Genomic DNA, 24389 nt, shown 5'->3' on the forward strand with positions numbered 1-24389 from the left:
TTGCTATGTCAAAACCTTATTACGATCCTTCAGATTTAAGAAAGTTTGGAGAAATTACCGAATGGAGTGAAGAATTAGGAAAGAAATTTTTTGATTACTACGGAAGCGTTTTTGAAGAAGGCGCACTTTCTGCCCGAGAAAAATCGCTTATTGCGTTGGCCGTTGCGCACGTTGTTAAATGCCCTTATTGTATCGATGCTTATACCAAAGATGGTTTAGAACGCGGCATTACCAAAGAAGAAATGATGGAGGCCGTTCACGCCGGCGCAGCTATAGAAAGCGGAGCTACTTTAGTTCACGGTGTACAAATGATGAATAAATACAAGAAATTATCGATGTAGTCTTAAAACTGCGACTACCTATTTTTCGTTAAGTATTTCAACTAAAAACCAAACCGTTTATGAGCACCAAGTCGCTTTCGGCCAGAAATAACGAATTATCAAACCCGCAAAAGCAATTAGAATATTTAAGCGAAGGCTTATTTGCCGATGGTGAATTACCTACGTTTAAGCATAAGCTTGAGAAGGAAGACGATTTTCCATTACAACCAAAACCTTTAGAGATTCTTCAGATCAATTTAGGTTATATGTGTAATCAAGTTTGTTCACATTGCCACGTAGATGCCGGTCCCGATCGTAAAGAGATCATGACGGTCGAAACCATGCAACATTGCCTGGAAGCGATTAAAAAAACCGGTGCGCATACTTTAGATCTCACCGGTGGCGCGCCAGAGATGAATCCTAATTTTCGTTGGTTTGTAGAAGAAGCTTCTAAAGCAGGAATTAAAGATTTTATCGTTCGCTCTAACCTTACCATTATCGTAGCTAATAAAAAATACTACGATTTGCCGGAGTTTTTCAAAAAACATAATGTTCACGTGGTTTCTTCACTACCTTTTTATAAAAGAGAAAAAACTGACAAACAACGTGGCGAAGGGGTTTTCGATAAATCGATACAAGCTTTGCAGATGCTGAATGCAGTAGGTTACGGGAAAGAAGGTAGCGGCTTAAAATTAGATTTAGTGTATAATCCTTCCGGTGCATTTTTACCCAAAGATCAAGATGCGATGGAAAGTGACTTTAAAACCGCGCTTAAAGAAGATTTTGATATCGACTTCAACAGTCTTTTTGCAATTACGAATCTGCCAATTAGTAGATTTTTAGAGTATTTAATTGCTTCAGAAAATTATGAAGATTATATGTACGAATTGGTGAATGCATACAATCCTGCCGCAGTACAAAATGTCATGTGCAGAAACACCCTTTCGGTAAGTTGGGATGGTTGGCTTTACGATTGCGACTTTAACCAAATGCTCGAATTAAAAGTGAATAGCAGCGTAAAGCACATTAGCAATTACGACGAAGATGCGATACAAAACAGGAATATTATTATCTCGCAACATTGTTACGGTTGTACTGCCGGCGCAGGAAGTAGTTGCCAAGGAACCGTTGCTTAAAAGTATATGAAACTATCAAGATTATTTTTATTGTTAAGTTGCCTGTCTTGTATTTCTCAAAATTCTGTTGAAGAAGTTCTCGATCGTTACAACTCGCATTCGGTACCTTATATTTCTGTTGAACAACTAAAAGCTATTCAGCAAAAAGACAGCGTGATTTTGTTAGATGCTCGCGAACCGGAAGAGTTTCAGGTAAGTCATTTAAAAAATGCGACTTATGTTGGCTATAAAGATTTTTCTGCGGAAGAAATTCAGCAACAATTCCCGGATAAAAATCAGCCGATCGTGGTGTATTGTTCGTTAGGCGTTCGTTCTGAAAAGATTGGAGAAAAACTTCAGCAATTAGGTTACAAAAATATTCAGAATTTATATGGCGGAATTTTTGAATGGAAAAACAATAACTACCCGGTATTTACTTCAGAAAACAAAGAAACCAACAACAAAGTTCACGCCTATAGCAGAAGATGGTCTAAATGGCTAAAAAATGCTGAAAAAGTTTACTAAATGAATTCAAAAAACCTGCTTATCATCTTCACCAAAAACCCTGAATTAGGAAAATGTAAAACCCGATTAGCCAAAAGTATTGGTGATACTGCGGCTTTAGAAGTTTATAAAAAACTACTTCAACACACCGCAAAAGTCACACAAGATCTTTCTGCCGACAAAGTGGTTTTTTACAATATAGAACCTATCGATCAAGATGATTTTTCTTCAACCTATTTCAGCAAAAAAACTCAACGTGGTGATGATCTAGGTGAAAAAATGAGCAATGCCTTTCAAGAAGGTTTTCAGAATAATTACGAAAAAGTCGTGATTATTGGCAGCGATCTATACGATTTACAAACTCGTGATATCGATGAAGCTTTTCTTCAACTAACGCATAACGATTATGTAATTGGTCCGGCAAAAGATGGCGGCTATTATTTATTAGGGATGAAAAAATTTACTCCGGCGGTTTTTCAAGAAATTAATTGGAGTACTGCTACAGTTTTAAAAGAAACTTTGCACATTTTAAAAAATAAAAAAGTAGCTTTATTAACGCAAAAAAACGATATCGATACCATCGATGATATAAAGAATATCGAGGTATTTCAACAATATATAAATTCATGAGACATATAGAACAAACGGTAAAATATCTTAAAAACAAAGGTTTTGAAGCTCCGGAAGTCGGCATTATTTTAGGGACTGGTTTAGGGAAACTTTTAGAAGAAGTAAAAATCCTGGAAGAGGTAAGTTACAACCACATTCCTAATTTCCCGACCGCAACGGTTGAGTTTCATAAAGGTCATTTAATTTATGGCGAATTAGAAGGCAAGAAAGTAGTAATTATGCAAGGTCGCTTTCATTTATACGAAGGTTACAGCTTGCAAGACGTTACTTTTCCTGTAAGAATTATGCACCGTTTAGGCATTAAAAAATTATTGGTTTCTAATGCTTCGGGAGCAATAAATCCTGAATTTAAGAAAGGTGAATTAATGCTAATCGACGATCATATTAATTTATTAGGCGGTTCTCCCCTAGCCTTTAAAGGCGTTTCTCAATACGGCGAACGTTTTGTAGATATGAGTTGCCCTTACGATAAGCAAATGAGTGAAAAAGTTGAAGCGATCGCTAAACAAAATCAAATCAAACTAAATAAAGGGGTTTACGCTTCTGTACTCGGACCTCAACTTGAAACGCGTGCCGAATACCGAATGCTAAGAACTATTGGGGCCGACGCTGTTGGGATGAGTACCGTACCCGAAATTATTGTCGCCAACCATTTAAAATTACCGGTCGTCGCGGTTTCTGTATTGACTGATGAAGGTGATCCCGATAATTTAGAGCCGGTCGACATTAAAGAAATTATCGCTATGGCTGCAAAAGCAGAACCCAATATGATCGTTTTATTTAAAGAATTAATTAAGGCTATTAAAGTATGAGTTATTTAGAAACTACCAAAAACGTCTATAAAGAAGCCGCTTTAACTCCAGATGTCGGACTTTGTTGCACAACCAATCCTGTTTGGGAATTACCGGGATTAAAAATTCCGAAGACCATGCAAGAAATGAATTATGGCTGCGGAAGCACCGTACATGCCAGAGATTTAGTCAACAACCCAAAAACACTTTATGTAGGTGTTGGTGGCGGAATGGAACTACTACAATTTGCCTATTTCTCTAGACAAAAAAATGGTGTAGTAGGCATAGATGTGGTTGATGAGATGCTTGAGGCTTCCCGTAAAAACTTCAAAGAAGCAGAAGAATTAAATCCTTGGTTCAAGTCTGAATTTGTCGATCTAAAAAAAGGCGATGCGTTAAATTTACCGGTTGAAGATAACACGATCGATGTTGCGGCTCAAAACTGTCTCTTCAATATTTTTAAAACTGAAGAATTAAAAAAAGCTATTGCAGAAATGTATCGCGTCTTAAAACCTCACGGCAGGTTAGTGATGAGCGATCCCATTTGTGAGCAAGAAATGAATGAAACTTTACGCAACGACGAGCGACTTCGAGCGCTTTGTCTAAGCGGAAGTTTGCCTTTAAATGAATACGTAAAAATGCTCACCGATGCCGGTTTTGGTACTATTGAAATTAGAGCTAAAAAACCCTACCGAATTTTAGACGCTAAAAACTACCCCACCGAAGAGCGCATTTATATTGAGAGTATTGAAGTTGCAGCCATAAAAGATCCGATGCCGGAAGACGGCCCTTGTATTTTCACCGGGAAAGCTGCCATTTATTATGGCGAAGAAGACTTTTTTGATGATAAAAAAGGACATATTTTGCTTAAAAATCAGCCGTTAGCGGTTTGTGATAAAACTGCCGGCGCATTAGCCAGTTTAAATCAAGACGATATATTCATCAGTGAATCGACTTTTCACTACGATGGCGGCGGTTGTTGCTAAATTGAAAAATAAAAAAAGCCTCTTCAATTTGAAGAGGCTTTTTTATTTGCTATATAGGTTTAAAACTAACCTCTCGAAATTTCTAAGATCTCGAAAGTCATCGTACCGTTTGGCACTTGAATATCGGCAGTATCACCTACCTTTTTTCCTAGTAAACCTTTACCAATAGGAGAATCTACCGAAATTTTACCACTTTTTAAATCGGCTTCACTTTGCGCAACCAATTTGTATTTTACTTCCATTCCGTTCGTGGTATTTTTAATTTTCACAGAACTATGTATCAAGACTTTAGAAGTATCTAATTGAGACTCATCGATCACTCTCGCATTGGCTACCACTTCTTCTAATTTAGAAATTTTCATCTCTAATAAACCTTGGGCTTCTTTGGCGGCGTCGTATTCGGCATTTTCACTTAAATCGCCTTTATCTCTCGCTTCTGCAATTGCTTGTGAAGCTGCAGGACGTTCTACATCTTTTAGATGATTTAACTCGTCTCTTAATTTTTTAAGTCCTTCTTCAGTATAATAAGATACTTTACTCATAACTTCATCGTTTATATATACAAAAAGAATCCCACTCTCATGGGATTCGATTAAAACAAATATAATAAATTTTAACAAGCTTAGCAATTATGTTACCTTGGCCCACAAAATTTTTTAAAATGAAAAAAGTTTATATACTCATACTTTCTGCAATACTAACCATAGCTTGTAGTAGCGATGACAACCATCGCCAAAACAACCCCAATTTACTGGATGTAAATGTAAACTTTACCGTAGATACGAGTTTCCCTCAATTCAGCAACCTAAGTGTAAGTGTCGGAAGCCCAGTTTACGTTGGAGGTTATGGAAACGGAGGTATTTTTCTAATGAATAACGGTAGTAGCATTGTTGCTTGGGATGCTATTGATCCCAACCATCCTAGAGATAACAGCTGTACATCGATGCAACTTGAAGGTCCACATGTAGTTTGTAACTGCGAAGGAAACAAATACGAGTTATTTAACGGTAACTTTATTGAAGGAGAAAATCTTGAATATACACTTTATAATTATCGAGTTTCTGAAGTTTCACCTGGGGTTTACAGAGTAACCAATAACTAAGAAATATCTTTCCACCATTGAGTTTGTGGAAGTTTTTCTTCTAAAATTAGCGGCTCTCCAATTTGTGGAGTCGCTATTTTTTTATCTTTTCCTGCTTTTAATAAACGCTCGATCGGTTCTTGCCAAGAATGGTAAGCCAATTTAAATTTCGACCAATGTACCGGTAGAATTACTTCGGCATTTAAATCGTTAGCAACCTCAATGATCTCTTCAGGTTGAGTATGAATTAGCGGCCAATATTCGCCATATTGCCCGCATTCTAAAATGGCTATATCAAATTTTTCAAAAGCGTTTCCTATTTCTTTAAAATGTTTACCGTAACCAGAATCGCCGCCAATAAAAATCTTGTAACCAAATAGTTCTAACACGTAAGAAGACCAAAGTGAAGTATTTCGTTTTAAACTTCTACCGGAAAAATGTCTCGCCGGTGTTGCGGTAATTTTTATTTCTTCTGAAATTTCTAAATGACTTCCCCAATCGAGTTCTGTGATTTTTTCTTCAGCAATCTTACAACTCAGCATATCTTTTTTGACGCCTTTTGGCACTAAATATTGCTTGGTTTTAGGCCGAAGTGCTTTTATACTCTTTTTATCTAAATGATCGTAATGATTATGAGTTTGCAAATGAAAATCGATGGTTGGCATCTCTTCTACTCCATAAGTATTGGCTCCTTCAAAAGCTTTCATCATAAATGAAAACGGAGAAGCATAACCGCAAAAAACAGGATCTACTAAAATATGTATGCCTCGACAATGAATTAAATAGGAAGAATGTCCAAACCAAATTACTGCGGGTTTTTCACTATAAAAATTCTCTATATCGGTGGTGACGCTTGGTATTTTTTCTTGCGGCGAAACCGTTTTGGGAAGCGAAAATTGCTTCCGGAAAATTTTAAAATAAGAAGCATCGTCTGTCATCATCGGTGTTGTTTCTAAATTTTGGTAAACACCATTTTCTATTGTTGATGAAGGGATTTTTGAATTGATGGAGATTTTCATCTGTTCTCTATTATTTTTTTATTCTGATAGAATTCGCCATTGTACATTTTGCGTATCAACATTTTGTTATGGCTCATTTCGTAATTACAAGTGGAAGGAACTTCAAAAGTAATAGCTTTTTGGCGTTTCTAAAGTCAAAGAGAAACTAAAAAAGGCTTCCTGTTTCCAGAAAGCCTTTGAATAGATAGGTTAGTATTTATTCAATTTAAAATCTTAACGTCATCCCGACTAAAAAGTTAATCGTTGCCTGCGGATAGTAACCGGCACCATCGTAAGTGGTCGTACTCCCATCGTCGTTAGGAATATCGTAGGTATAATAATAACCGTTCGAGATGTATTCTTCATCGAAAATATTATTTACCAAACCGGTAAATATTACTTCTTTAAATAACGGAGCGTTTTGCCAGGTATATTGAATATTTAAATCGGTGGTAGTGTAATCTTCCAACTTAGAAGCTTCAACTTCATAATTACTCATATATTGCTCGCCAACATATTTGGTTAATACATTGATCTGGAGATTTTCTACCGGCTGAATTCTAATCATATTTCCGGCGATGATATTGGGTGAAAAAGCAATATCGGTATCTTCAAAAGTGACAGACTCTCCATCTAAAAATGTGTTGTATTCTCGGTTTTTGTTTTGACTAATTGCCACATTAGGTCGAATGCTTAAAAAATCGGTGACCTTAAAGGTCGCGTCTACTTCTAAACCTAAGCGATAACTTTCTCCGCTATTTCTTCTAATCGCAGCGCCTTCTTCATCAATCTCGCCGGTTAAGACCAATTGGTCTTTATAATTCATAAAATAAAGGTTGGTATTTATTTGTGCTTTTTCTGCTTTGTAACGCCAACCTAATTCGTAATCGACCAAACGCTCTTCGGTGGGAGCTGCTAATCCTTGCTCAAAAGCATCTTCGTAATCTGAACGTGATGGCTCACGATGCGCCACCGCTACCGAAGCATAAAATTGATTGATTTGGTTAAGTTGATAAGTTAAACCTCCTTTAGGATTAAAAAATGAAAAATTAGCATCGATCGGAAAGTTAGCTACTTCTTGCGTAGGTCCGTTTCCTTCATAATTAATGGTTCTTAACTGAAGATCTCCGAAGGCAGCAAGTTTATCGGTTAACGAAACCGTCGCTTTTCCGTAGATATTAAAATCTGTTTTTACCGCATTATTTTCGTAAAATGGCTCATAAGGATCCTTGTTTTGAGCAAATCTAGTATAAATCACTTCTCCAAAATGATCACCATCGTAACGGTTCCAACCACCACCAAGTACAAGATCTAATTTCTCGTTTTGGTAATTGCCGCTGAAAGTGGTTCCGTAAAAATGATTATCTAACCAACTTGTATTCACTAAATCTGAAGTGGTTACTTCTTCACCATTGGCCGTAAACGGAGTTAAACCGAAATCGAGCAAACTGGCATCTTCTTCATATTCTTCATAATAACCTTTACCGCGCGTATAATGAAAGGCCAAGTTAGTTGACCAGTTATTATCGAATTTTTGATTCCACAGTAATTGGTAATGGTCTTGTTGGTAATTATCGGTTTGATTGTCATAAAACTTTTCATTCCCATCTTCATCAAAGTAAATTCCCGCAGGATTATATCTTCTTCCTCTTTCATCAATCGTCGATTGTTCTACACCATACCAAGCTTGGTAAGTTCGTTCTTTACCACCAAACATAATGGCTTTCACGATGGTACCATTATTTACGTAGCTTCCTTGTAAGAAATACGATTTTAGGTCTGATTCTGCACGGTCGATATACCCATCACTTTTAATTTGTGAAGCACGACCGGTAAACGACCAATGATCATCGATAAGTCCTGTACCAAATTTCGCGGTGTGTTTTCTGGTATTAAAAGAACCATAACTATTCGCAATTTCTGCAAAAGCTTCTTCGCTATAACGATCGGTTAAAATATTGATACTTGCACCAAAAGCTCCGGCTCCGTTAGTTGAAGTTCCTACACCACGCTGCAACTGAATATTTTCTGTGGATGAAGCAAAATCTCCCATGTTTACCCAAAAAGTTCCTTGACTTTCAGCATCATTTATCGGGATTCCGTTTACGGTTACATTGGTTCTCGTAGCGTCACTACCACGAACGCGAATACCGGTATAACCTACGCCATTTCCGGCGTCGGTTGTGGTAACTACCGATGGTAAATAATTCATAAGCACCGGAATGTCTTGCCCTAAATTACGTTCAGCAATTTCTTCGTTGCTCAGGTTACTATAAGTAATAGGCGAATCTGCATCGACACGAATTGAAGATAGGAAAACTTCATCTAAAGTCTCTTCAGCATTGGTGAGATCGACATCTAAGGTTTGATTTCCGGTTAAATTTACTTCAACTTCTTTTTGATTTCCGTAGCTAAAAATTAAAGTGTAATCTCCTGCCGGTAATTGCAACGAATATTCACCATCAAAATTGGTGATCGTCGCTTCGTCTCGGTTTTTTACCATCACGTTAGCTCCGGCAAGTGGTTCTTCATTCAAAGTTACGGTTCCGCTCAACGTATAATTTTCTTGAGCAAAGGCGGGAAGGCTTAGTAGAAATAAGCCTAACACAAATAATACATGTTTCATTCGTAATAAAATTTACGAATAAAAGGGGCGATTATTCTTAGGTTAATTAATAAAATAAAAAAATCCTGAAGAAACTTTTCTAAAATTAAAGTTCGTTCAGGAGTACATACAAATTCCAGAAAAGCCGCTAGCAAGCTTTTCTTATCCCTTGGCAGCATTACCTGCCCAGGTTCTTTGGGTATGATCTCAGCCACAATTGGCACCCCTTTGAGATTTGCGGCAAACTTATAAGTTATTTTTTAATTTACCATAATTTTAAGGAGTTTTATCTTTGGAGCATTTACTTTTGAGTTTATCGTGAAAAACACTAGAAAATCCATCACTTTTAAGGTACTTTTTGGGTACATCCTGCTTACTATTTTTGCAGTAGTGACGGTTTGGTTTATCTACGGAAAAGTTGAAAATCTTACTGAAACCAACAAACTCGGTAATATTAACAACAAACGCTTACTCCTTATTAGCGAAGCGGTAACCAATTTATACACCGCTGAAGGTATTAGCCGAAATATTATACAAAACCAGCGTCCAGAAAATATTGATGTTTTTAATGAACAGCTCGATACGATCTCTGTTTTATTAGCTTCGTTAAAAACTACTTACCCTAAGGGAGATTCGACCATTGTCGATTTAGACAGCATCGACCAGCTGCTAACATTAAAAAAGCAAAACCTTCTTGAATTACTTAGTCTTAGAAAGAAAAACGGAAGTGAAAATTACTACGATCGTGTGCTTAACGAGTTAGAAAAAACGAACTATCTTTTTGAAGACGATAATTATGAAGAACGTTTAAAAAGTTACAAACCTCACGTTCGTGAAGTATTAGTAAAATACTTAGAGTACGCTAAGCAAGATAATGCTAACAAACTTACCCAGCAGTCTGCAGATTCTTTAATTAACACCATGAAAAACGTGTTAAGCCGATTAGAAAGTGAAGAAATTGAATACCAAAATTCCGTTTCTATTAAAGAAAACGAACTTTTAGAAACCGATCGTGATCTAACCGTACAAATTAGAAAATTGCGTTCACAAATTGAACAGGAAGAAGTGCAAAAATCGGTTGCTCAGGTTGCTTCTGCGCAAACAACGTTGAATGAAACTTCGAACCTGATCATTATTTTAGGAGTCGCTTGCGTACTTACTATTTTACTGTTTGTTATTCTCATTTTTAGAGATACCAATCGAAGTCAAAAATACCGAAGCGAATTAGAGAAATCGAAAGCTTATGCCGAATTACTTTTAAAAAGAAGAGAACAATTTATGGCGGCAGTAACTCACGATCTCCGTTCGCCACTTACTACTATTACGGGTTATTCTGATTTATTATTAAAAACCGAACTTTCTGAAAAACAACAGCATTATTTAGAGAAACTACAAAAATCTTCCGGATATATTCTTCATCTAGTCAACGACTTATTAGATTTTTCGAAACTAGAATCGGGAAAAATAAATATTGAAAAACTTCCATTTACGCCGGCCAATCTTATTAAAGATAGTGTAGATGGGATTATTCCTTCAGAAGACCCCAAGCAATTAAATGTTGAGCTTAATTTAGAGGAAACATTTCAGCAAGCGTATTTATGCGATCCGTTTAGAATTCAGCAAATATTAATGAATTTAATCGGAAACGCTTACAAGTTTACTGAAAAAGGAAGCATCGTGATTTCAGGGAAATTAGACACCTCATCGATCACCACCAATAAACTTCAAATTGAAATTGAAGATACCGGCATCGGAATTTCAAAAGAGCAAGAACAAGTTATTTTTGAAGAATTTTCTCAAGCAAAATCGTCGATTGAAAAAAAATATGGCGGTTCTGGCCTAGGTTTAGCGATCACCAAAAAATTAGTGAATTTACTAGACGGCGAAATCTATTTGGAAAGCAAACTTGGTAGCGGAAGTAAATTCACCTTACTTATTCCGGTAGAAAATGCTAAACACATTGCGACTTCAAAAGCGACCAAACAAATTACCATTACCGAAACCAAAGGTAAAAAGATCTTTATTTTAGACGATGATCCTTCTCAATTAGCCTTAACAGCAGAAATTGTTAGCCAAGCCGGTTTTGATCACACAACTTCTAACCAACCAGAAAATGCGCTTAGAGATTTAAGAAAAGAAGAATACGATCTTATTTTAACCGATATACAAATGCCAAAAGTGAACGGTTTTGAGCTGATAAGAGAATTAAAAAATAATAAAAAACTCAAGCATATCCCCGTAATCGCACTTTCCGGCAGAACAGAAATTAGACGTAAATTTTATATTGAAAAAGGATTTGAAACTAATATTATTAAACCTTTTCAGGCTAGTGAATTATTATTGAAAATTGCTAAAATTTTAGATTTAGATTATACCGAAACTGAAATAAATTCAGCTAAAAAACAAGAAAAACCTCGCGCAACTATTTTATACGATCTACACGATTTGCAGGTTTTTACCGATGGTGACAAAGAATCGCTACACGTGTTATTAAAAACATTTATTGAAAATACAAAAGTAAATCTTACTCTACTAGAAGAAGCCAACCAACAACAAGACACTAAAAAAGTCACTTTTGTTGCGCATAAAATGCTGCCTATGTTCAGGCAATTAAAAGCGAATGAGGTAATCACGCACGTTGAAAAATTGGAGAAACAGCACGAACTTGCGCTTGATCAAGAAGATATTAATCTTTTAGTTGAAAAAGCCAGTGAAAAAACAAAGCAACTGCTACATGAACTTCAAAAAGTGCTTATAACTTAATATCGTACTGTTTTAATTTATTATAGAGTGTTTTGCGGTCGATCGATAAAATTCTGGCGGCTTTACTTTTATTACCATTAGCTTGTTCTAATGCATCTAAAATAAGCTCTTGCTCATTTTTATTTTTAAACAAACTGTAGCTTTCTTCTTCTTTTGTTTCGGTTTGCATTTGCATAGGTAGCGCATCGACATCAATAATTTTACCGGTAGCCAACAATACCGAACGTTTGATCGTGTTTTGCATTTCACGCAAATTTCCCGGCCAAGAATAGCTATGTAATAATTCTAAAGCTTCATCTGAAAAACCTACCACATCACGTTCTAACTCTTCATTCGCCTTTTCAAGAAAATGATCGGCAAATAACATTAAATCGTCTTTTCGTTTTCTTAAAGCAGGCACCTGAATGCTAAATTCATTTAAACGATGGTAAAGGTCTTCTCTAAAATCACCATTTTCCACGGCTTTTTTTAAGTCTTCGTTCGTGGCGGCAATCACCCGAATATCTACATTAATTTCTTGATTACTTCCTACCGGTTTAATTTTTCGTTCTTGTAATGCTCGAAGTAGTTGGACTTGCAATTCGTAATTTAGATTTCCTATTTCATCTAAAAACAAAGTCCCGCCATTGGCTGCTTGAAAATGACCGGTTTTATCGTTTACTGCTCCGGTGAATGAGCCTTTTATATGTCCGAAAAATTCGCTTGAAGCAATTTCCTTTGGGATCGCCCCACAATCTACCGCGATAAACGTTTCTTTAGCACGTTTACTTTGATCGTGAATATTCTTAGCGACATACTCTTTACCGGTTCCGCTATCGCCAATAATTAAAACCGACATATTTGTTGGCGCAACTAACTTAATGTAATCACTTAATTTTTTTGAAGCATCGCTCACTCCGGCAACATAACTCCCTTCTACTTTTCTCTTAGAAATTTCTTTTTGGCTTTTAGTAGGTTTATCGGTCACTTGATCTTCTTCGTTTTCTAAAGCACTTTTTACAACCTGAAGCATTTTCTCAGGATTAATAGGCTTAGAAATATAATCGAAAGCTCCCGTTTTAATAGCATCTACCGCTAGATTTACTTCCGCATAACCCGTCATTAAAATTACTTTAGTACCGGGATGTTCTTCTTTTAAAATTTGTAAAATCTCGTTACCATCACGATCTGGTAAACGTACATCGGTAAGTACTATATCGTAGTTATTCGATTTTATTTTGGCTAACGCATCGTTACCAGTATGTGAAGCATTTACTTCGTATCCCTTTTTGGTTAGAAAGGTTTCTAACATTTGGCAAAACGCCACATCATCCTCTACAATTAGAATTTTAGCCATACGTATGATCTTGTTTCGCAAAATTAGGAAATATGCCGAGTAGCTTTTGTAAAATAATCATAAAAAAAAGAGGTCTCCTACAAAGACCTCTTTTTAAAGGGCAGCAAAATCACTGCTCAGGGGGTAACTTTTAGATTTTTACAAATGTTTTATCGAAATCAAAGCTTATTATAAAAAACCACGCTTAACCACTTTGACTACAGATTTAATAAAATCTCGTTTCCCAATTAAAAACTACTCTACTCAATTAATTTGATTAGGATTTTGCTGCTAACTAACTCTAACTAAACGCCAATTAAATTAGAGTTATTCATCATTACTTTTATTATTGCTATTAAGAATATAGAAATAGTTATGCCAAGCCAATAGAACAAACACTAAACAAATTCAACTTACTGATTACAAGTAACTTATTAATTATTTACAGGTAATTATACTTTTTAGCCTTCTGTAGAAAAACAAAAAGTCTACAATTAAACTGTAGACTTCTTACACACTTTTTAAGGTAAAGGATTTTTTCGATTTGCCTTTTTTTCAGAATGAATTCTTTTATTTTTTAATCTTCTAAGCTTGGAAGTTTTTGAAGGTTTTGTTTTTTTTCTCGGCTTCTGAATGGCTAACGCATCTTCTAAAACTTTAAAGAAACGCTTAATTAAAATCTCTTTGTTTTTATGCTGACTTCTAGTATGATCTGAACTTAACTGAAGTAGATTTTCTTTGGTAAGCCTGTTCTTTAATTTAAACTCAAGTCGCTCTTTTTGCTCTTCAGAAAAAACTTCAGAATTTGCTAAACTCCAATCTAATACTACTTTGGTACTGGTTTTATTGGCGTGTTGCCCGCCGGGACCGGAGCTTAAAACTGCTTTAAAATCTGCTTCTTGTAATAATTCTTCTTGATGACGAAGCATTACACTTGATGATTTTCATTAAGTAAATCACACACATTTTTTACCGGATTAAAGGTAATTACAGGAACTTCAACAAAAATGGTATTCCAATACGCCATAGCTCCATTCCATAATCCCGGTAATTCTAAAGCTTTTACATTTCGACCAAATTTCGATTTTTTGGTAATAAAGCCTTTTTTAGGATTTACATATTCTGTTAAGTTGAATTTTTCTCCTTTATAATTTCTTACGGAACACACTAGATCTACCGGATTAAAATGCGATGCGTTCTGCGCGATCTCGTATTGTTCTGCGTTATCGGTATCCATTTGAGCACCTTCAACAATTTGCAAGGATGTATTGCCTTCGCCGTCTTTTACCCAAAATGGTCCGCCGCCTGGAGCTCCTTGATTTTCGACCATTCCGCAAATACGAATAGGCCTGTTTAAAAGGTTTCTTACATCTTCTTCGTTTTCTAAAGTCGTTTTTACGCTTAACTTTTCTTCTAAAAGACTGTTTGCCGCTGCTAGAATATGCTTATTAAAACCATCTTTATCGATTCTGTTTAAGATCTCAAAGATTTTTTCTTGCACATTAATTAATTCTCCTGCTAATGCTTTTTTATACTTAGAAATGGTTTCTAAATGTTCTTGCTTAATCACATTATCGATGTTCTTTATAAAAATTAAGTCGGCATCGATATCGTTTAAATTTTCAATTAACGCTCCGTGACCACCGGGTCTAAATAATATTTTCCCTTCGTCATCACGAAATGGTTGATTGTCAAAATCTACCGCTATAGTGTCTGTAGTTTTCTTCTGAAAAGAATAGTCAACCTCAAAACTTACACCGGTTTCTTTTTCTACTCGATCTTGAATAGCAGCGAAAGTCTCTTTAAATTTTTTTAAATGATCTTCGGTTACTGTGAAGTGTAATTTTGCTTTTTCGTTTCTGCTGGCATATTTAGCAGCTTCTACTAGATGCTCTTCAAAAGCGGTTGCATAATAACTATCATACTTATGAAAAGGCACCAAACCTTTAGGCAGATTGGCATAATTTAAACCTTCTTCTTTTAATAATGTTTCTACAAAAGCATAATGTTTTTCATCTTCTGAAAGCGCTTCATAGTTTTCAACTGAATCTTTAATTTCCTGCATCACCTCATCGTAGAATGCGAAATTTTTATATTCAGCAAAAAAACAATCTAATAACTCTGATTTTTCTTCCACTAAAAAGTCTGAAAGCGATTTATCTTCCGGACTATAATCTGCTAAAAACTGATGCAATGCTTTAAACATTCTCGAAGCCGCACCACTTGCCGGGATAAACTTGATAATCTCTAATTTAGAATCTTCGTATTTTCTAGAAAATAATTCAACTTCTTCTTCGCTAAATGCCTGAATACCGCAACCAATATTTGCCGCGCTTACTAATTCAACTTTAGGAATACCTTCTTTAAAAGTCTCTAATTGTTTTTTTACGGTTTCTACTTCTAAACCGTATTCCTTTATCTGCGCTACATCTTCCGTACTTAAGTCTGCTTCCTTGATCATTTTCAGTTGAATTATTTTAAAATTTATTCAGAAATATCACTTTAATGATAAAATACAAAAAATTTTATCGTAAAGCACGATTATTTCTATAAAATCGGGTGCTAATTAACATAAAATATTAGACTAAAATTCTAAAAAGTCTAAATTTTACAATTTTTAACAATCGGGTGTTAAAATTACAATTTTCAAGGAGAGTGAAATTAGTTTTATAAAAACATTAATAATCAAATTTCACCCAAGCCTTGTAATCTCTAAAAACGTGTGGGAGTAATTTTGGGCTAAGTTAAATTTTCTACGGGTTTGTAGAGTAATTTTTTCCAAGAAAAATAGCCGTAAATCGCGATAATTGTCAACATTAAATATAGAATAGCGCTAAACATTAAGCCCTTATAAAAATAAAGCGGTACCGAAATAATATCACCAATAATCCAGAGTGTCCAGTTTTCAATTTTCTTTTTCGCCATTAACCACATTCCGACAAAGAAAATAGCGGTAGTTAAAATATCGGTGTAGGAATACCAAGCTTCCCATTTATCGAAAATTTCATAAATAAGTGCAATACCAATAAGAGTGGCGATAAAAATACCTGCCGCCTTTTTCTTTTCTAATTTAGTTGTTCTGGTAATCGGCGTTACGTGTTCTCCGTCTACTTTGCGCGTCCAAATATACCAACCGTAAATACTCATTGAAAAATAGTACACATTAATTAGCATATCGCCCAATAAACCATAGTATTCAAGAATATACACATACAAAAGCGTACTTATGATCCCAGTAGGGTAAACCCAAATATTATTCAACTTAGAAAAAACCACGCTTAATATTCCAAACACAAGCGCAATTATCTCTAACACCACTAAATGTGTAGGAATACCTTCGTACTGCGCAAAAAGCCAATCAAAAATTTCTGTCATCGTGATCTTGTTGAATTAGCAAATAAAGATGCTCATTTTATTTAGAAACCTCCACCGTTTTTGAAGCTGAAGTAAAAAATTCAGGATTATCTTCAAAAGCTGTTCCCACCACAACCATCGTTGCACCGGCTTGGTAAGCTTCTTCAATTTCTTTTTTTGAACGAATGCCGCCTCCCACAATAATAGGAATAGAAACTTCTTTTTTTACTGCGGAAATAATGACTGTAGAAACTTTGGTTGAAGCGCCACTTCCTGCTTCTAAGTAAATTAGTTGTTTCCCAGAATATTCTCCGGCTAAAGCGGTGTTAACAATCGCTTGAATGTTATCTTGCTTCATCGGAAGCGTTTGGCTCACCCGTTGCACAGAAGTTTCTCTACCGCCATCAATTAATAAATAAGCCGTCGGAATAATTTCTAAAGAAGTATTTTTTAGTTTCTCGACAGATTTCACCTGTTGCTCAATCAAAAACTCCGGATTTCTACCTGAAAGTAACGACAAGAACAAAAGTGCATCGGCTTCATTAGTGATCTGCGTGTAATCACCCGGAAAAATAAAAATAGGTAAGGGTGTTTTCGCTTTCAGTTGGCAAACTAATTTTTCAGTAAGGTTTTCTTCTACCGTGCTTCCGCCGACAAATAAATGCGTGGTCGTCTTAGGTAAATGCTGAATCAAATTTTCAAGCTTAGAAAAATCGACTTTATCGGGATCTATGAGGATCGCCAACAACCGATCGGAAGTTTGAAAAATGCGTAACAGTTCCTTTTTCTTTTTCATTAGTCTTCCGCTAAAAAGGTGTACACACAAGTAAAACCTTCAAACTCTAAATATTTCAGCGTAAAATTGGTTTGTTCTCCTTGGTAATTTAATCGAGCTTTTAATTCTTCATCTTCAAAAGAAAAATCTTCCACATAAATATGATGTAAAAATAATAAGCCGGGAATGCCGACCAATTTATAGATTCCTTCTTTGGCGCCCCAAACAATGGTAAGTTTTCGCACGATTGCCTCTTCGTTAGCCAAGGTATGGTACTCTTCTAAAGGCGTAAATTTAGGTGCGATCTTTAAAATCTTATCGCGTTGTTTTTCAATATCGATCCCAATAGGTTTTTGGCTCACAATAATTCCTGAAAATTCAAAAGAATGCGTGATCGAAATATGATTACCATCTTTTAAGTGTGGTTTACCTTCTTCATCGTAATACAAATCGAAATCGGTATAACCGGCTTCTGCCAATAAATGTCGAATACTCATAAAACCTCTACGATGAATTTCAGACTTCATACTATTCACTCGGTTTTGGCAATGTTCAGTTAATTTCACATCTTTTGCCAACCACTCAAATGACTCTTCAATCTTCCAAATGAAGACTTTAGTATGTTCATTTACTGTTATAGTTTTATAAAGAGCCATAAAATTTATTAGATATTATGTATTTTTGCACCAGAAAAATTGCGAATTAACAAATATAAGAATATGAGTACGAAAACAGTGCCTTACACGGCCTATAAAGTAAAAGATATTTCCTTAGCAGATTGGGGACGTAAAGAGATTGAACTTGCTGAAGCAGAAATGCCCGGTTTAATGTCGTTACGTGAAGAATATAAAGATGAACAACCGTTGAAAGGTGCTCGTATTGCAGGATGTTTGCATATGACGATCCAAACAGCGGTGCTTATTGAAACTTTAACTTCTTTAGGGGCTGAAGTAACTTGGAGTTCTTGTAACATATTCTCTACACAAGATCAAGCTGCTGCTGCGATCGCTGCTGCAGGAATCCCGGTTTACGCTTGGAAAGGAATGACCGAAGAAGAATTTGACTGGTGTATCGAGCAAACACTTTTCTTTGGTGAAGAGCGTAAGCCTTTAAATATGATCTTAGATGATGGTGGTGATTTAACCAATATGGTATTAGATAAATACCCAGAATTGGCTAAAGATGTAAAAGGTCTTTCTGAAGAAACTACTACCGGAGTTCACCGTTTATACGAGCGTATGAAAAAGGGAACTTTACCAATGCCTGCAATTAACGTAAACGACTCAGTTACCAAATCTAAATTCGATAACAAATATGGTTGTCGCGAAAGTGCTGTTGATGCTATTAGACGTGCTACCGATGTTATGTTAGCCGGAAAACGCGTTGTAGTTTGTGGTTACGGTGATGTGGGTAAAGGAACCGCACAATCTTTTAAAGGAGCAGGATCTATTGTTACCGTAACAGAGATCGACCCAATTTGTGCTCTACAAGCGGCAATGGACGGTTTTGAAGTGAAAAAATTAGAAAACGTGCTCGATAAAGCTGATATCGTGATTACTACAACTGGAAATAAAGATATCGTACGTGGTGAGCATTTTGAAGCGATGAAAGATAAAACCATCGTTTGTAACATTGGGCATTTTGATAACGAGATCGCTGTAGCTTGGTTAAACAATAACTACGGAGATTCTAAAGTTGAAATTAAGCCACAAGTAGATAAATACACCATTAACGGTAAGGATATTATCTTATTAGCAGAAGGTCGTTTAGTGAATTTAGGTTGTGCTACCGGTCACCCAAGTTTTGTGATGAGTAACTCATTTACCAACCAAACCTTAGCGCAAATTGAACTTTGGAATCGTTCTGAACAATACGAAAACAAAGTATATATGTTACCTAAACATTTAGATGAAAAAGTAGCCGCTTTACACTTAGAGAAAATTGGTGTTGAATTAACCGAGCTTTCTCAAGAACAAGCAGAATATATTGGTGTTGAAGTACAAGGGCCATTTAAACCTGAATACTACAGATACTAAAAACATTCTTCCATAAAATTGAAAAAGCCCGCAATAGCGGGCTTTTTCGTTAAAAAGAAAACGTGTTTGAGACTTATTATTTGGGTATCTCACATTTATAGGTTATTTCTCCTTTCCAATTTACTACTTGTATAAGCATTTTACTAGGTAACAAACTTACAATTAAAAAGCCTTGCTCCGACTTCGAGAACTTCGTAAAATCTGAAATTCCTGTAGGTCTCACCTCCGATCCTGCACCAGAAACAAAATGATGTGTATACACATCTTTAGGTTTTAAATGCTGAATGTCATGCTCATGGCCTGCAAAGTAAGCAGGAACTTTGTATTTTTCAAATATTTCTTCTAAATGATGACGAACATAAGGTTCATCGTCTACTCGTTTACCCGATGTATACAAGGGATGATGCCCAATTACAATATTCCAATCGGCAGTAGAATTTTTTAAGGTTTTTTCTAACCACTTCTTCTGCTTTAAAGTGTCTTGCGTTTTTACTTGCGCATATTTTTCGGTACGATGGTAATCATCTTCAAACGGATTGGTATCTAAAAACACAAATTTTGCTGTGGTTTTATCGTCTTCTAAAGTTTTTTCAAAATCGTAATAATGCGAAGGCATTTTCCAACGTTGACTAACATTTGTGTAATCTATCTGCGCTTGAACGTTACCGCGATAACCGTGATTTCCTAAAATCACGTACCAAGGGCAAAATAAATTTGAACCATAATAAACCTCTTCAAAACTACTTTGAATAAACGGGTCGTTTACTGAAGCGATCCCATCGGGGTAAAAATTATCACCTACCGAGATGATGAATTCCGGTTCTAAAATAAAACCTGCTTGTTGCATAATATCGGCAACTTCGGTTTGTTTAAAATGACCGTTTCTTCCCCAATCGCCGATCACATAAAAGTGATAAGCGTCTTCTTCAACCTGAAGGTCTTTTAAATTTTCATTCTCGTTTTGGTTGTAGTATTTTTTTTGTGCGTTAACACCAAATGTGCTTAACAACAAGCACACAAAAACTAAACTACTTAGTTTCAACAATCTTTGATAAGTCATAGAAATAGAAATTTTTATTATCATTCATCGCTACAAAAAGTCCGTTAGGAAATTGTTCATTTAAATAACCGGTAAATACTTCGCAACCGTCGGTTTCTGTAGTTCCTAAATTTTTTGTGAATAGAAATTCATTGGTTTTTCTATCGAAAAAATTAAAGGTATGTTCTTGTTGATCTGAAACGATGATATAACCTTCACCATTCTCGTACGTAGCGATAGCAATACCTTCAATATCTCTATTAAAAGTTTCTGCTCCAAAACAAGAAAGCTCTTCGTTGCCGGCATCGGGTTCTGCTTTGTATTTTCTTACGCAAATTTTTTCATCTGCATAATAAATGTAACCTAACTCTTCATCGATAGCGATGGCTTCAATTTCTTTTTCACCGCTAAAATTCCCGAATTCTCTTACCAATTTAAATTCGATATGATCGCCGGCAGGCACTAATTCAAACTGATGTAAATAGTTGGTTTTTGGTCCGTTTTTTCTACCAACAACAGCATAGGTTTTATCATTTTTAGGAGATTTGAAAATTGAAATTCCCATAGGAAGATTCCATTCATTCTCACGTTTTTCTTGAAAAACTTTAAAACCACCTTGGTCTAAAGGTTTCATATCGGGTAAAGAAAATAAACGAATCTGCTCGCGTTCTCTTTCAGTAAACATTAAAACATCGGTCGTTACAGAATCATTAATTTTTACATTATATTCTACATCTACGTTGTTGGGACGCTTTAACCCGCGAAGTGTTTTCTTTTCGATCACTTTACCTTCTAAATCGAAAGCATAAATTGCTCCTTCCGTATCTTTATCGGTACCAAAAACAATACTTTCTTGCGTATTTTCTTTGTTTACCCAAATTGCAGGATCGTCGGTATCATGCAGTGTAGATTCTGTGATGAGATCTGGCTTCATTTGTGGTAACTCTGGCCCACAAGAAACCAATGCAATGCTAGCTAAGGCTATTACTAATTTTTTCATAATATATAATTAGGGTGTTTTTAAGCTTGTGCCAAATAATTATTTAGCACTAGCCATTTTTATGTTTTTAGGTTTAGTATAAATCGTACTTAAGACCTACAGTTAATCTTCTTTCATAAAATTCCATCTGCATCGTTCTGCTGCTTACGCCTTGGTAGTAACGTAAAGGTTGGTTGGTAATATTATTTAAGCTTCCGTAAAGGCTTAAGTTTTTATTGATCGAGAAATTCACATTGAAATCTAGAAAGAATTGCTCATCGTAGTAACGATCTTCAAAAGCATTTCCGCCTAATTCATCTAAATAAGCATCAGAAAAGTTCCCCGAAAGTCTTGCGCTAAATTTCTTGTCTGAATAAGAAAGAGAAGCGTTGAACATATTTGGAGAAGAACCCGGCAAATCTAATTCACCACGTAAATCTCCGTCTTCATTTCGAATACCATTTGCGGTAGAGTGTAAATAGGTATAGTTGGTATAGATACCGAAGTTTTTAGCGAAACCAGGTAAGAAATCTAATTGACGCTGAAAAGAGATCTCTGCACCATAAATACTAGCATCGTCACCATTTAAAGGCTGAAATACATCGTAACCGGTAGCATCATCTTCTACAACATACGTATAAATAAAGCTATCTAAGTCTTTATAGAAAACACCTCCAGAAAGTAAACCTACAGAACTAAAATAGTATTCTGCCATAAAATCGAAGTTCATCGAAGTAGTTGGATCTAACTCGGTATTACCCACAGCAATTTCTTCATCTTCATTATTAATTGCTTGATAAGGCACTAAATCTAAATAGTTAGGACGAGATAAAGTGTTTGTCCACGCGAAACGTAATACGGTTTTATCGTTTAGATCGTATTTAAAGTGTACACTTGGTAAAATATTGGTATAGTTACTTTCGTCGTTCACTTCCATCGAGCCGTCAAAATCACCATCTTCATTATAAATTACTTCGTTACCTGTACTTTCTATTTGCGTAGATTCTACACGAACACCGGCAAGTACACTTAATTTACTTGAAAGTTTTTGGTTAGCCATTGCGTAGGCTGCGTAAACATTTTCTTTTACTTCGAAGTTTTCACTTAAATATTCATCTTGAACCGCTTCTCTTTCGAATAAATCGCTGTTGTTTAAGTCTAAATTTCCTAAGAAACTTGTGGAAGCAAAAACTCCCGGCATATACTGGCTTCCTGCTAAGAAATCGTCTCCGGCATAAGTTCTTGTAGGAACGTCTGCTAAAGTATTGTAAGCGTCTGATAACGGACTGTATTCAAAGAAATTGTTATCTCTGTTTTTGTTTTTGAATCTTCCGCGAAGACCAAACTTAACGGTCCCGTCTCCATTACCAAAAAAGTCTGAAGCTAACTCTGCGTTTGCAAATACATTAATATCTTCTTCTTCGGTGTATTGGTTTTCTTCTGTTAATTCATCTAATTCAAAATCACTAAGAGATGGATTTTCTACTGCGGTATGCAAGGGTTCTTCCGGATTAGAAACGTGGTTGTTAATTTGATATTCTGAAGCGTAAACTGCATAACGCTCCTGCGGTCTCTCTTCAGATGCTTTTGCATAAGATCCCATCCAATCAAATTTTACATTTCCGAAGATATGATCACCACCTAAAGTATAGTTTTGCATGCGCTGGTCTTCTAATCTTCTGTTTTGAGTTCTTCCTCCGGGAACCCCGCCTTTTGTTTCTCTAACCACTTCTGCAGGAAAACGTGTTAAGTTTCCGTTTTCAATATCAAAATCTCCTGTGTTAATATCTTCACCGTCTAAGATTTCTGAAGAGTAAGCAAATCTGTTTTCACGATCGTCTCTCCAGTTGTACATCGATTTAAAGTAGATCGAGTTATTCTCGTTAAAACGGTAATCAAAATTTGCAGAAAAGCTACGTCTTACACGTTGCACCAAATATTTTCTTATTTCAAAAGTTTCAGCATACGGGTTTACTGCAACTTCTTCTAAATTGTCTTCGTCTCCGTTATTATACTCAAATTCGTCGCTCCATTCTGCTTCAACGTTGTCTGATCCAAAATCATTATCATTGATCGAGGCAGAAACCATATAACCGAATTTCCCGTCTTTGGTACGATCACCTAATAAAAATGAACCGTTTAAGATTCGTTTATTGGTAATAAAGTTCATCCCAGAACCTACGGTTGCCGAAAGTCTAAAACTCTCCGGTGCAGAACGCGTTACTAAATTTACCGATCCCCCAAGTGCATCGGCATCCATATCTGGCGTTACCGCTTTGCTCACTTCGATGGTTTGAATCATATCTGACGGAATTAAATCCATCTGTACGTTACGGTTATCACCTTCTGCTGAAGGAATACGACTTCCGTTTAACGTGACTGAGTTAAGTTGTGGCGCTAAACCACGAACAATAATATTTCTCGCTTCCCCTTGATCGACCTGCATCGTAATCCCGGGAATACGCTTAGCTGCATCACCAATATTTGCATCGGGAAACTTCCCGATTTGCTCGGTAGAAACGATATTGGTTATGTTGGTTTTATTTTTTTGAGAGTTCAGGGCTTTCGCTTGTGCGCTTAAACCGTTCCCTATAATTTGCACGGTGCCTAAAGTAGTTTCTGCCGAGTTTAAAACTAATTTAACCGAAGTGGTTTCGTTAGCTGCAATTTCTACTTCTTCTGTGATGGTTTGGTATCCCAAATATTTTACAGATAATTCGTAAATTCCTTCAGGAATATCTAGTAAAGTAAACTCACCATCAAAGTTAGTTACTGTACCTTTTTTAAGTTCTTCGATCATCACAGAAGCTCCCGGAACGTAAATACCGTTTTCATCTGTAATTGTACCTCTTACTACACCCTCCTGAGCGAATAAAAAGCTGAAATTGAAAGCAACAAATAATGTTACAAGTGTAATTTTTAAGTTCATAAATGGTTTGGTTTGGTTTGCAATTAAAAACACTGCAAATCTATATTTAACAGGAGGTTAAGGCTAATTTACAGCAGCAACAAACAATGAACAAAGCCAAAATTTTAAGGCTACTTTAAGGCAACAATTAAGATTTATTTACATTACACTAACAATTAATCAAGACAAG

General features: G+C 35.8%; 21 protein-coding genes. 9 read left to right on the plus strand and 12 right to left on the minus strand.

Annotated elements, in window-relative coordinates; all coding sequences use genetic code 11:
* Positions 1 to 5 precede the first annotated feature (5 nt).
* Genes G551_RS0107600 through arsM form a run of 6 tightly spaced genes read left to right on the plus strand, consistent with a single transcriptional unit; the run spans position 6 to position 4346 of the window.
* Complete coding sequence (locus G551_RS0107600) at positions 6 to 341, plus strand: arsenosugar biosynthesis-associated peroxidase-like protein (RefSeq protein ID WP_027885003.1); 336 nt, start codon at positions 6 to 8, stop codon at positions 339 to 341.
* Between the two features lie 59 nt (positions 342 to 400).
* Complete coding sequence (arsS, locus tag G551_RS0107605) at positions 401 to 1456, plus strand: arsenosugar biosynthesis radical SAM (seleno)protein ArsS (protein WP_027885004.1); 1056 nt, start codon at positions 401 to 403, stop codon at positions 1454 to 1456.
* Positions 1457 to 1462: 6 nt separating this feature from the next.
* On the plus strand, positions 1463 to 1960 hold the full coding sequence (locus tag G551_RS0107610; protein ID WP_027885005.1) for a rhodanese-like domain-containing protein: 498 nt from the start codon (positions 1463 to 1465) through the stop codon (positions 1958 to 1960).
* A complete protein-coding gene (locus tag G551_RS0107615; protein WP_027885006.1) occupies positions 1961 to 2569 on the plus strand; it encodes a TIGR04282 family arsenosugar biosynthesis glycosyltransferase in 609 nt (202 codons plus the stop codon). It abuts the gene before it with no gap.
* Entirely contained in the window at positions 2566 to 3381 is an 816-nt protein-coding gene (locus G551_RS0107620) for a purine-nucleoside phosphorylase (protein WP_036243503.1), read from the plus strand. Before G551_RS0107615 ends, G551_RS0107620 begins: the two co-directional genes overlap by 4 nt.
* Positions 3378 to 4346 (plus strand): arsenosugar biosynthesis arsenite methyltransferase ArsM, encoded by a 969-nt coding sequence (gene arsM / locus G551_RS0107625; RefSeq protein ID WP_027885008.1) that lies wholly within the window; start codon positions 3378 to 3380, stop codon positions 4344 to 4346. The genes G551_RS0107620 and arsM overlap by 4 nt, the downstream gene beginning before the upstream one ends.
* Positions 4347 to 4411: 65 nt before the next feature.
* Here arsM and greA read toward each other — a convergent pair whose 3' ends face one another.
* Positions 4412 to 4888, minus strand: a complete 477-nt coding sequence (gene greA, locus G551_RS0107630) for a transcription elongation factor GreA (protein ID WP_027885009.1) — start codon at positions 4886 to 4888, stop codon at positions 4412 to 4414.
* A 119-nt stretch (positions 4889 to 5007) separates the two neighbouring features.
* On the opposite strand from greA, the gene G551_RS0107635 reads away from it, so the two are divergent.
* A complete protein-coding gene (locus G551_RS0107635) occupies positions 5008 to 5448 on the plus strand; it encodes a hypothetical protein (RefSeq protein ID WP_027885010.1) in 441 nt (146 codons plus the stop codon).
* Here G551_RS0107635 and G551_RS15560 read toward each other — a convergent pair.
* Positions 5445 to 6446, minus strand: a complete 1002-nt coding sequence (locus G551_RS15560; protein ID WP_051191325.1) for an MBL fold metallo-hydrolase — start codon at positions 6444 to 6446, stop codon at positions 5445 to 5447. The two genes, G551_RS0107635 and G551_RS15560, sit on opposite strands and share 4 nt — an antisense overlap.
* Before the next feature lie 205 nt (positions 6447 to 6651).
* Entirely contained in the window at positions 6652 to 9051 is a 2400-nt protein-coding gene (locus G551_RS0107645) for a TonB-dependent receptor (RefSeq protein ID WP_027885011.1), read from the minus strand.
* Positions 9052 to 9348: 297 nt separating this feature from the next.
* Here G551_RS0107645 and G551_RS0107655 point away from each other — a divergent pair, with 297 nt between their 5' ends.
* Entirely contained in the window at positions 9349 to 11793 is a 2445-nt protein-coding gene (locus tag G551_RS0107655) for an ATP-binding response regulator (protein ID WP_027885013.1), read from the plus strand.
* Here G551_RS0107655 and G551_RS0107660 read toward each other — a convergent pair.
* The 6 genes from G551_RS0107660 to G551_RS0107685 all read right to left on the minus strand — a co-directional run bounded on the left by G551_RS0107660 (position 11783) and on the right by G551_RS0107685 (position 17893).
* Positions 11783 to 13129 (minus strand): sigma-54-dependent transcriptional regulator, encoded by a 1347-nt coding sequence (locus tag G551_RS0107660; RefSeq protein ID WP_027885014.1) that lies wholly within the window; start codon positions 13127 to 13129, stop codon positions 11783 to 11785. The two genes, G551_RS0107655 and G551_RS0107660, sit on opposite strands and share 11 nt — an antisense overlap.
* 500 nt (positions 13130 to 13629) lie before the next feature.
* Entirely contained in the window at positions 13630 to 14037 is a 408-nt protein-coding gene (arfB, locus tag G551_RS0107665; protein ID WP_027885015.1) for an alternative ribosome rescue aminoacyl-tRNA hydrolase ArfB, read from the minus strand.
* A complete protein-coding gene (locus G551_RS0107670; RefSeq protein WP_036243506.1) occupies positions 14037 to 15569 on the minus strand; it encodes a DUF4301 family protein in 1533 nt (510 codons plus the stop codon). The genes arfB and G551_RS0107670 overlap by 1 nt, the downstream gene beginning before the upstream one ends.
* Positions 15570 to 15847: 278 nt before the next feature.
* Positions 15848 to 16483, minus strand: coding sequence for a nicotinamide riboside transporter PnuC (gene pnuC / locus G551_RS0107675; protein ID WP_027885017.1), 636 nt, complete (start codon positions 16481 to 16483; stop codon positions 15848 to 15850).
* Positions 16484 to 16520: 37 nt separating this feature from the next.
* Positions 16521 to 17258, minus strand: a complete 738-nt coding sequence (locus tag G551_RS0107680) for a phosphoglycerol geranylgeranyltransferase (protein ID WP_027885018.1) — start codon at positions 17256 to 17258, stop codon at positions 16521 to 16523.
* Entirely contained in the window at positions 17258 to 17893 is a 636-nt protein-coding gene (locus tag G551_RS0107685; protein ID WP_027885019.1) for a 4'-phosphopantetheinyl transferase family protein, read from the minus strand. The genes G551_RS0107680 and G551_RS0107685 overlap by 1 nt, the downstream gene beginning before the upstream one ends.
* Before the next feature lie 63 nt (positions 17894 to 17956).
* Here G551_RS0107685 and ahcY point away from each other — a divergent pair, with 63 nt between their 5' ends.
* Positions 17957 to 19273: an adenosylhomocysteinase gene (gene ahcY, locus G551_RS0107690; protein ID WP_027885020.1), complete on the plus strand. Its 1317-nt coding sequence runs from the start codon at positions 17957 to 17959 to the stop codon at positions 19271 to 19273.
* Positions 19274 to 19349: 76 nt separating this feature from the next.
* On the opposite strand, the gene G551_RS0107695 is transcribed toward ahcY, so the two are convergent.
* The 3 genes from G551_RS0107695 to G551_RS0107705 form a co-directional block, all read right to left on the minus strand.
* Positions 19350 to 20333, minus strand: coding sequence for a metallophosphoesterase (locus G551_RS0107695; protein ID WP_027885021.1), 984 nt, complete (start codon positions 20331 to 20333; stop codon positions 19350 to 19352).
* The gene (locus tag G551_RS0107700) at positions 20302 to 21312 is read right to left on the minus strand and encodes a phytase (protein WP_036243509.1); all 1011 of its coding nucleotides are present in this window, start codon (positions 21310 to 21312) and stop codon (positions 20302 to 20304) included. The genes G551_RS0107695 and G551_RS0107700 overlap by 32 nt, the downstream gene beginning before the upstream one ends.
* 73 nt (positions 21313 to 21385) lie before the next feature.
* Positions 21386 to 24220 carry a TonB-dependent receptor gene (locus G551_RS0107705; protein WP_027885023.1) on the minus strand — a complete coding sequence of 945 codons (2835 nt, stop codon included), beginning with the start codon at positions 24218 to 24220 and terminating at the stop codon, positions 21386 to 21388.
* Positions 24221 to 24389 lie beyond the last annotated feature (169 nt).

It is taken from the genome of Mesonia mobilis DSM 19841, from assembly GCF_000423405.1.
Taxonomy (GTDB): domain Bacteria; phylum Bacteroidota; class Bacteroidia; order Flavobacteriales; family Flavobacteriaceae; genus Mesonia; species Mesonia mobilis.

Coding starts and splice junctions, on each gene's coding strand:
- G551_RS0107660 (WP_027885014.1), bottom strand. CDS start 13,129: ATGGCTAAAATTCTAATTGTAGAGGATGATGTGGCGTTTTGCCAAATG.
- G551_RS0107670 (WP_036243506.1), bottom strand. CDS start 15,569: ATGATCAAGGAAGCAGACTTAAGTACGGAAGATGTAGCGCAGATAAAG.
- ahcY (WP_027885020.1), top strand. CDS start 17,957: ATGAGTACGAAAACAGTGCCTTACACGGCCTATAAAGTAAAAGATATT.
- G551_RS0107615 (WP_027885006.1), top strand. CDS start 1,961: ATGAATTCAAAAAACCTGCTTATCATCTTCACCAAAAACCCTGAATTA.
- arsM (WP_027885008.1), top strand. CDS start 3,378: ATGAGTTATTTAGAAACTACCAAAAACGTCTATAAAGAAGCCGCTTTA.
- arfB (WP_027885015.1), bottom strand. CDS start 14,037: ATGCTTCGTCATCAAGAAGAATTATTACAAGAAGCAGATTTTAAAGCA.
- G551_RS15560 (WP_051191325.1), bottom strand. CDS start 6,446: ATGAAAATCTCCATCAATTCAAAAATCCCTTCATCAACAATAGAAAAT.
- G551_RS0107620 (WP_036243503.1), top strand. CDS start 2,566: ATGAGACATATAGAACAAACGGTAAAATATCTTAAAAACAAAGGTTTT.
- pnuC (WP_027885017.1), bottom strand. CDS start 16,483: ATGACAGAAATTTTTGATTGGCTTTTTGCGCAGTACGAAGGTATTCCT.
- G551_RS0107600 (WP_027885003.1), top strand. CDS start 6: ATGTCAAAACCTTATTACGATCCTTCAGATTTAAGAAAGTTTGGAGAA.
- arsS (WP_027885004.1), top strand. CDS start 401: ATGAGCACCAAGTCGCTTTCGGCCAGAAATAACGAATTATCAAACCCG.
- G551_RS0107685 (WP_027885019.1), bottom strand. CDS start 17,893: ATGGCTCTTTATAAAACTATAACAGTAAATGAACATACTAAAGTCTTC.
- G551_RS0107635 (WP_027885010.1), top strand. CDS start 5,008: ATGAAAAAAGTTTATATACTCATACTTTCTGCAATACTAACCATAGCT.
- G551_RS0107705 (WP_027885023.1), bottom strand. CDS start 24,220: ATGAACTTAAAAATTACACTTGTAACATTATTTGTTGCTTTCAATTTC.
- G551_RS0107645 (WP_027885011.1), bottom strand. CDS start 9,051: ATGAAACATGTATTATTTGTGTTAGGCTTATTTCTACTAAGCCTTCCC.
- G551_RS0107680 (WP_027885018.1), bottom strand. CDS start 17,258: ATGAAAAAGAAAAAGGAACTGTTACGCATTTTTCAAACTTCCGATCGG.
- G551_RS0107695 (WP_027885021.1), bottom strand. CDS start 20,333: ATGACTTATCAAAGATTGTTGAAACTAAGTAGTTTAGTTTTTGTGTGC.
- G551_RS0107700 (WP_036243509.1), bottom strand. CDS start 21,312: ATGAAAAAATTAGTAATAGCCTTAGCTAGCATTGCATTGGTTTCTTGT.
- greA (WP_027885009.1), bottom strand. CDS start 4,888: ATGAGTAAAGTATCTTATTATACTGAAGAAGGACTTAAAAAATTAAGA.
- G551_RS0107610 (WP_027885005.1), top strand. CDS start 1,463: ATGAAACTATCAAGATTATTTTTATTGTTAAGTTGCCTGTCTTGTATT.